Genomic DNA, 7,256 nt, shown 5'->3' with positions numbered 1-7,256 from the left:
CCCGCCCCAATCTCCCGCACATGCGCGTGCTGGCGCGGGAGATTGGCGCGGCGGTATCGCTCGGTTGCCGCGATGGACTCGATATGATCTATCTGGAAACGATCCGCAGCGAGACTGCGCTCACGCTCGGTCTCGCGCCCGGATCGCGCCTTTCGATGCTCACCAGTTCCATGGGCCGCGCTTATCTCGCCGTGCAGGAACCGGACCTGCAAGCCGCATTGCTGGACGAACTTGAAGCAACGGCGCAGAAAAACGGCGAAGACGGCCCGCGATTGGTGAAAGCCGCCCGGGATGCGATCTCCGACTACGCTCGCGATGGCTGTTGCTATTCGTTTCGTGACTGGCACGCCGATGTAAATGCGATCGCCGCACCCGTACGCGATCTCCGCAACGGTCGCTGGCTGGTGCTGAGCAGCAGCGGTCCCGCATCGTCGATGGATGAAATTTTTTTTCGGGATGTCATCGGCCCAAAGCTGCGCGCACTGGCGGCGCGGCTGGTTTAAGGTCCGGATCCTCGAAACGTGATTTAGAAAAAACCTCCCAAAGGGGCCGCTCTTAGAACATAATTCGATGAAACAGCCGCAGGGAGACTAAAAAATGACAGGGTTCTCGCTCGACGCAACGGATTGCCGTATTTTGTCGGTATTGCAGGAAGATGGGCGGATCAGCAACCTCGATTTGGCCGAACGGATTTCGCTATCGCCATCGGCGTGCTTGCGCCGCATGCGGTTGCTCGAGGAAGAAGGGGTGATCGCGAGTTATCGCGCATGTCTGGACCGGGAACGGCTTGGCGTGGAACTGGAGGCGTTTGTGCACGTGTCCATGCGCAATGACCAGGAAAACTGGCACGAGAAATTTGCGGCTGCGGTGCGCGAATGGCCGGAAGTGGTCGGCGCGTTCGTGGTGACGGGCGACACGCATTACGTGCTTCGCGTCCTCGCACATAACCTGAAACATTACTCAGACTTTATTCTGAGCAAGCTCTACAAGGCGCCGGGCGTGATCGACATCCGCTCGAATATCGTGCTTCAGACCATGAAGGACGAAGCCGGCGTACCGGTCGCGCTGATCGATCGCACGAACTGAGCTTCGCAACGCGTTTTACAACGACCCGATCGTATGGAATTGCCCCGCCTGGAATACCAGAGGGGCTAGTTCCGCTGCGTTTTCGTGCACGCCGCATCGTTCGACCTGGCCCACGAAGATCACGTGGTCGCCTTCCTGATAGCGGCTGCGGTTGTGGCATTCGAACCAGGCGAGCGCGCCATCGAGCACGGGCATGCCTGTGTCCCCGGCCGCGTGCGATACCCCTGCAAAACGGTCGCCCTTGACCGTCGCAAAGCGCTTGCACAGATCGACTTGCGTCGCGGCGAGCACGTTGACCACGTAGTGACTGTTGGCCTGGAAAACGGGCATGGATGCCGACTTCGTCGCGAGGCTCCACAGCACGAGCGGCGGATCGAGCGAGACGGAATTGAACGAGCTGGCCGTGATGCCGATCAACTGGCCGGACGCGGCGCGCGTCGTGATGACGGTGACGCCGGTCGCGAACTGACTCAGTGCGTCTCGAAAAGCGGTTGCATCGAAATTCGGCGGATTAGCGCGTTTCATTGAGGATGGTTCGGTTTCGATGTCATCGGAGGATTGCAGTTGTTGCGATTCTATCGGAATCGACTACGCCGCTAATAATGAAGCTGCCGCGTCATAAGCCTCGACGGCAGCATGGATACACGAAAACCAGTAAGCTGGCAGGGTTGATTCAGAGGGGTTCCGCACGCATTTGGGTGACTGCGGAACACGAACCAGGAGCCAGCATGACGCAACATGACGAGCAGGCGAAACGCGAAACCGCCACCATCGGCGGCGGGTGTTTTTGGTGTACGGAAGCGGTGTTTTTGGGCGTGGAAGGGGTGGTGTCGGTGGAGTCGGGGTACGCCGGCGGGCAGGTGAAGGACCCATCGTACGAACAAGTGTGCGACGGCACGACCGGGCATGCCGAAGTCATCAAGGTCGACTTCGATCCTGCTGTTATCGGATACAAGGAAGTGCTGGAGATTTTCTTCGCCACACACGATCCGACCCAGCTCAACCGTCAGGGTAATGACGTTGGCACGCAGTACCGGTCGAGCATTTTCACGCACTCCGAAGAACAACGGAAAATCGCGCTGGGTGTGATCGATGAACTGCAGAAGGGCGGCATCTTCGACGGCAAGATCGTGACCGAAGTGACGCCGCTGAACGGCAACTATTATCCGGCCGAAGACTATCATCAGAACTACTTCGAACAGCATCCGAACCAGGGATATTGCGCGTTCGTGGTGGCGCCGAAGGTAGCGAAGTTCAGGCAGAAATTTGCCAGCAGGCTCAAGCGTTGATGACTGCCGGCGCATAGCAAGACCAGGCGGCCTTCGGGAAACTGAAGCCCGCTTTATTTTTTTCCAAGCCAGATCGGCAGCGCGGCAACGAGGTTGCGCGCGATCTTGAAGCAGGTCAGCGGCGCCGATCCCTCGGCCTTGTTGTTCACCGCAATCACCACAGGCTGGCCCGCGAGTGCGTATCGAACGGCGAGTTCGGCGAGTGCTTCGTGCGTGTCGGGGTCTTCATCGACGAGTTTGTCGAACGGCTCGTATTTCGCTTTCGCCTGTTCGTACTTGAAGCCGCCATGCAGGCTCCAGCGCACGATCAGCGGACCCATTCCACCTTCATCGAGCAGCGCGAGCGCCTTTGCCTGACGCCTCGGATCAGGCATGCGTGCATGGATGCCGACGCAATAGCGCACGTTGGCATCGCGCAGGACGCGGATGAAACGCGGCGTCAGCATGGTGGCGTCGCGCAGTTCGACGGCATAACAACTTTCGCCGGGCAGCGCCGGCAAAGCCTGCAAGAACGCGGACAATCGATCGAGGAAAAGGCTGGGATCGACGATCATCGCGTCGGGAAGCGGCGGAATCTGGAATACGAGCGCGCCCGCCTTCTCACCCAGACCGGCAATGCAAGGCTCCACGAACTCACTGATCGCGATGCCCGAGTCGAGGAATGCGGGATTGTCGCCTGCAGGTATGCCCTTGTCGCCGCGGACGGTGGCGTCCGTCACCGAGGCGGGCGCCTTGACGATAAACCGGAAATGCGCCGGGACCTGGCCGGCGTAGCGGGCGTAATCGGCGACCGACAAGGGCCCGTAAAACGAGCGGTCTATCGATACACACCGCAGCAGCGGATGCGCGCCGAGCGCGTTGAGGCCATCGCGGGAAAGCTTGGCCGACGAATACTCGTCGCCATACACGATGTCGCGCCAGCCGGGAAACGACCACGTCGATGTCCCGATATGAACCTTCGCCGGAAGTTGTTCGGCGAGCGCGTGGAGTTCTGGCGTGACGAGGGCAGGCAGAACGCCGCCGCGTGATTTCGCTCGAGGAGAAGCCGTTTTGGCTGGCTTCGATCTCGGAGGTTGCGCAGTTTCCGGCTCGACAACCTCACCGAACAGATCGACATCGACAAAACCCGCGTCCGGTTCATCACCGGACGCGGGTTCATGGGGAGCGGCAGAATCGGGCGTTGAACTCAGAGCGATTTTTCGTAAATGTACCGGCGCGACCACGGCAGCGTTTTCGCGCTGCGCCCGGCCTTTCGGCAGACGATCTGGTAGATCGAGACGTCGTCATTTTCGAACGCATACGCGCATCCTGCAAGGTACACGCGCCAGATGCGGAATTTTTCATCGTCCACGAGCGACTTGGCCTTGTCCGCGTGCGCTTCGAAATTCTCCGCCCAGATGTCGAGCGTGCGCGCGTAGTGACGGCGCAGGCTTTCCACGTCCACCGCTTCCAGGCCGCCCTCCTGCAGCGCTTCGAGCGCCAGCCCGATATGCGGCAGCTCACCGTCCGGAAACACATAACGGTCGATGAACTCGCCGCCGCCCAGCGCCGTTTCGCCGCTGTCGTAATCGGTCGACGTAATGCCGTGGTTCATCGCGATGCCGTCGTCGACCAGCAGGTCACGCACCTTGGCAAAGTAGCCGGGCAGGTTCTTGCGGCCGACGTGCTCGAACATCCCGACGCTCGTGATCCGGTCGAACTGGCCTTGCACGTCGCGGTAATCCTGCAGACGGATCTCGATCTTGTCTTCGAGTCCTGCGTCTTTCACGCGCTTGGTCGCGAGATCGAACTGGTTCTGCGAGAGCGTGACGCCCACGCATTGCGCGCCGAATTTCTCCGCTGCCCGCAAGACGAGCGCGCCCCAGCCGCAGCCAATGTCGAGCAGGCGCTGGCCCGGCTGCAACTGGATCTTGGTCAGGATGTGATCGATCTTTTTGATCTGCGCAGTGGCGAGGTCTTCGTCGCCGTTCTCGAAGTACGCGCACGAGTAGACCATGTTCTTGTCGAGCCAGAGCGCGTAGAACTCGTTTGATACATCGTAGTGGTACTGAATGGCTTTCTTGTCCGACGCCTTCGTATGATTGAAGTAACGCCGCACGCGCGCAAGCTTGCCCGCGCTGGTGACCGTGTTCTTGGCCAGCCCGTACCCGATGTTGATGATGTCCGACAGCTTGCCCTCTATGTCGATCTTGCCTTTCACATACGCTTCACCGAGATTGTCCAGACTCGGTTCGAGCAGATAAGGCAGGGCAGTCGCGCTCTTCACGTGCAACGTGACTTGCGGCGCCGCGAAACTTCCGAAGTCATGTTGCTGTCCATCCCACAGGACAAGGCGTGCGGGCAAGTTGGCCCGGTCCCGGATATCCTGCACCCACTGCGTCAGCTTTTTCTCCCAAAACATGCTTGTTCTCCGCGCTCAGATGAAATTGAAGCCAAACCGGGTCGCTTGCACTGCACATTGGTACGTCACATCGTGATGTTTTTCTGCTTTCGCCATATCCGTTCGGACACGCCGCAACGAGACGCGATTCAACGCGGGTTGCTCATGTCGGTTCACCTTGAACCGGGCAAAGGTCTGATACAGTCAAGCGAAGCAAAAATTCGGCGAAGGTGCTTTAAGACCGCTTAAAGACGCCTTCAGGCGCTAAGGCGATAGTCGGACGATGCGCCATTGCTGGCCGTTGTCCGCTTGCTCGCGTGCATCACGTTTATAGACGACACGGTCGTGCAACCGTGAAGGGCGGCCCTGCCAGAATTCGATAGTGTCGGGAACGAGCCGGTAGCCGCCCCAATGGGGAGGGCGCGGCGGGTTGTCACCGTATTTTGCGATCAGATCGCGCTCGCGGGCTTCGAGCACCGCGCGGCTTTCGATCACTTCACTTTGCTCCGACGCCCACGCGCCTATTCGCGATCCAAGCGGGCGCGACGCGAAGTATGCGTCGCTTTCTTCCGGACTTGTCTTGACGACGGAGCCCTCGACGCGCACCTGGCGCTCGAGTTCGATCCAGTAAAACAGCAGGCTCGCGGCGGCGTTGCCGGCGAGCTCGTGACCTTTGCGGCTGAGGTAATTGGTGAAGAACACGAACCCGCGATCGTCGACGCCCTTGATGAGAACGATACGCGCCGATGGCCGGCCGTGTTCGTCGACGGTGGCAAGCGTCATGGTGTTGGGTTCGGGGAGTTGTGCGTCCTGCGCTTGCGCAAACCAGCTTTCGAATTGCCGAATGGGATTCGGATCCACGTCGGATGTGTCCAGCGATCCGACGGAATAATTCTTTCGAAGGTCAGCGAGGGTAGTCATTTTTTATGCAAGCACTTCAATCGCATTAGTATAGCCAAGGTCTGCAAATCGTGCGCTTTACGGTTAATGCTTCCACGACCTTTATTGAGTCAGGTCATGAAGCCGTGCAACAGGATTTGACGTGACCTGAGCGATTATTTTCATTCTGCTTTCAGAAAACTGGAGGCTGGTATCCGACGTCCAATCTTCGATAAGGCAGAATACGCAATTCGGTGAATTCCTGCTCATATGCGCTTCTATCGTTGTGATAGCGCGTCAGTTCTGCCTCCTTGCTTGTGTCCCTGCCCGTTAAACGTTTATGACCGCCATTTCCGCTTCTGTCGATGCTTCAAATATTACCCCCGCGACGCCGGAGTTTGAAGCGCCTGATCGCGCCCGGCGCTTCGGCGGCGTGGCGCGCTTGTACGGCCCGGCGGGGCTTGCTGCGTTCGAACATGCGCATGTGGCGGTGATTGGAATTGGCGGCGTGGGCTCGTGGGCGGTCGAAGCGCTGGCGCGTAATGCGATCGGACGGCTGACGCTGATCGACCTGGACAACGTCGCCGAGAGCAATACCAACCGGCAGGTGCCCGCGCTCGATGGCAACTACGGCAAGGCCAAGGTCACGGCCATGGCCGAGCGTATCCGGCTCATCAATCCGGATTGCCGTGTGAACGAGGTTGAAGACTTCGTGGAGCCTGCGAACTTCGATTCGGTGCTGGGCGGCGGTTTTGACTTCGTGATCGATGCAATCGACAGCGTGCGTACGAAAACGGCGCTAATTGCATGGTGCGTCGAGCACGATCAGCCGCTGATCACGGTTGGCGGCGCGGGCGGGCAGCTCGATCCGACGCGGATTCGTATCGATGATCTTGCGCTTACGATCCAGGACCCGCTGCTCTCGAAGGTGCGCGGCCAGTTGCGCAAGTCGCACGGGTTTCCGCGCGGACCAAAGTCGCGGTTCAAGGTGAGCGCCGTCTACTCAGAGGAACCGCTGATCTACCCGGAAGCGCCGGCAAGCGATATCGGCGAGGAAGCCGAGCACGTCGAAACCGCGCCAGGATATGCCGGACCGGTGGGTTTGAATTGCGCCGGGTTTGGATCGAGCGTGTGTGTCACTGCCAGTTTTGGGTTCGCCGCGGTTTCTTTTGTCTTGAGGGAACTTGCGAAGAAGGCGCTTTAGAAACGAATGGCCGCTTTACCATTTCGGGTGAAGCGGCCATTAAAAGCATTAAGTAAAGCTGCAAAAGACTTCTGCTCGATTTGATTTAATCCAATTGAAAGAATTAAATTACGCGCATTAAAGTCAGTTCATTGCGCTGCTGAGCTTGCGACGCCAGGCCGAGACCACCTCAGGCTGATGCGCGGCCAGACCGAACACCGACAGCATGGTCTTGCGGCCAACATCGTCCATGAAAGCGCGGTCGCGCGTGAAGATCGCGAACAGATGCTCCAGCGCGCCGTTGTAGTCGCGGCCCGCAATCAGGCGGTTTGCCAAAGCGAACCGAGCTTCAAGATCATCGGGATTCGCGTTCACCGCGTCGATCAACGCGTCGGCGGGCGGCAGGCTCGGGCAAAGCGGCGTCGACAGTTTTGCGAGA

At 59.2% G+C, this 7,256-nt stretch carries 9 protein-coding genes; 4 read left to right on the top strand and 5 right to left on the bottom strand.

Translation table 11 applies throughout. The features are described 5' to 3' along the window. Together ACRXB1_RS26150 and ACRXB1_RS26145 are read left to right on the top strand one after the other, a co-directional pair. The coding region (locus tag ACRXB1_RS26150; RefSeq protein ID WP_449493685.1) for an IclR family transcriptional regulator at window positions 1-503 on the top strand (503 nt) is incomplete at its 5' end. A 94-nt stretch (window positions 504-597) separates the two neighbouring features. Then, a complete protein-coding gene (locus tag ACRXB1_RS26145) occupies window positions 598-1,086 on the top strand; it encodes an Lrp/AsnC family transcriptional regulator (protein WP_062000227.1) in 489 nt (162 codons plus the stop codon). 15 nt (window positions 1,087-1,101) lie between these two features. On the opposite strand, the gene ACRXB1_RS26140 is transcribed toward ACRXB1_RS26145, so the two are convergent. After that, complete coding sequence (locus ACRXB1_RS26140) at window positions 1,102-1,611, bottom strand: flavin reductase family protein (protein ID WP_075360025.1); 510 nt, start codon at window positions 1,609-1,611, stop codon at window positions 1,102-1,104. Window positions 1,612-1,814: 203 nt separating this feature from the next. On the opposite strand from ACRXB1_RS26140, the gene msrA reads away from it, so the two are divergent. Continuing rightward, window positions 1,815-2,375 (top strand): peptide-methionine (S)-S-oxide reductase MsrA, encoded by a 561-nt coding sequence (msrA, locus tag ACRXB1_RS26135; protein ID WP_062000974.1) that lies wholly within the window; start codon window positions 1,815-1,817, stop codon window positions 2,373-2,375. Window positions 2,376-2,428: 53 nt separating this feature from the next. Here the strand turns inward: msrA and ACRXB1_RS26130 are convergent, their stop codons facing one another. The 3 genes from ACRXB1_RS26130 to pdxH form a co-directional block, all read right to left on the bottom strand. Beyond that, window positions 2,429-3,484 (bottom strand): DUF72 domain-containing protein, encoded by a 1,056-nt coding sequence (locus tag ACRXB1_RS26130; RefSeq protein ID WP_449493686.1) that lies wholly within the window; start codon window positions 3,482-3,484, stop codon window positions 2,429-2,431. 77 nt (window positions 3,485-3,561) lie between these two features. Then, window positions 3,562-4,776, bottom strand: a complete 1,215-nt coding sequence (locus tag ACRXB1_RS26125) for an SAM-dependent methyltransferase (RefSeq protein WP_062000225.1) — start codon at window positions 4,774-4,776, stop codon at window positions 3,562-3,564. Window positions 4,777-5,019: 243 nt separating this feature from the next. Next, window positions 5,020-5,676, bottom strand: coding sequence for a pyridoxamine 5'-phosphate oxidase (gene pdxH / locus ACRXB1_RS26120; protein ID WP_174364951.1), 657 nt, complete (start codon window positions 5,674-5,676; stop codon window positions 5,020-5,022). A 298-nt stretch (window positions 5,677-5,974) separates the two neighbouring features. Between pdxH and ACRXB1_RS26115 the strand changes: the two genes are divergently transcribed. Beyond that, on the top strand, window positions 5,975-6,838 hold the full coding sequence (locus ACRXB1_RS26115; protein WP_086381038.1) for a tRNA threonylcarbamoyladenosine dehydratase: 864 nt from the start codon (window positions 5,975-5,977) through the stop codon (window positions 6,836-6,838). A gap of 123 nt (window positions 6,839-6,961) precedes the next feature. Here the strand turns inward: ACRXB1_RS26115 and ACRXB1_RS26110 are convergent. Further along, a partial coding sequence (locus ACRXB1_RS26110; RefSeq protein ID WP_449493684.1) for a tetratricopeptide repeat protein occupies window positions 6,962-7,256 on the bottom strand: 295 nt, incomplete at its 5' end.

The organism is Caballeronia sp. M23-90 (genome assembly GCF_053574605.1).
Note: the sequence above shows the minus strand (reverse complement) of the source record. Positions and strands in the feature narration are given on the sequence as shown.

Coding starts and splice junctions, on each gene's coding strand:
- ACRXB1_RS26115 (WP_086381038.1), top strand. CDS start 5,975: ATGACCGCCATTTCCGCTTCTGTCGATGCTTCAAATATTACCCCCGCG.
- ACRXB1_RS26140 (WP_075360025.1), bottom strand. CDS start 1,611: ATGAAACGCGCTAATCCGCCGAATTTCGATGCAACCGCTTTTCGAGAC.
- ACRXB1_RS26145 (WP_062000227.1), top strand. CDS start 598: ATGACAGGGTTCTCGCTCGACGCAACGGATTGCCGTATTTTGTCGGTA.
- msrA (WP_062000974.1), top strand. CDS start 1,815: ATGACGCAACATGACGAGCAGGCGAAACGCGAAACCGCCACCATCGGC.
- pdxH (WP_174364951.1), bottom strand. CDS start 5,676: ATGACTACCCTCGCTGACCTTCGAAAGAATTATTCCGTCGGATCGCTG.
- ACRXB1_RS26125 (WP_062000225.1), bottom strand. CDS start 4,776: ATGTTTTGGGAGAAAAAGCTGACGCAGTGGGTGCAGGATATCCGGGAC.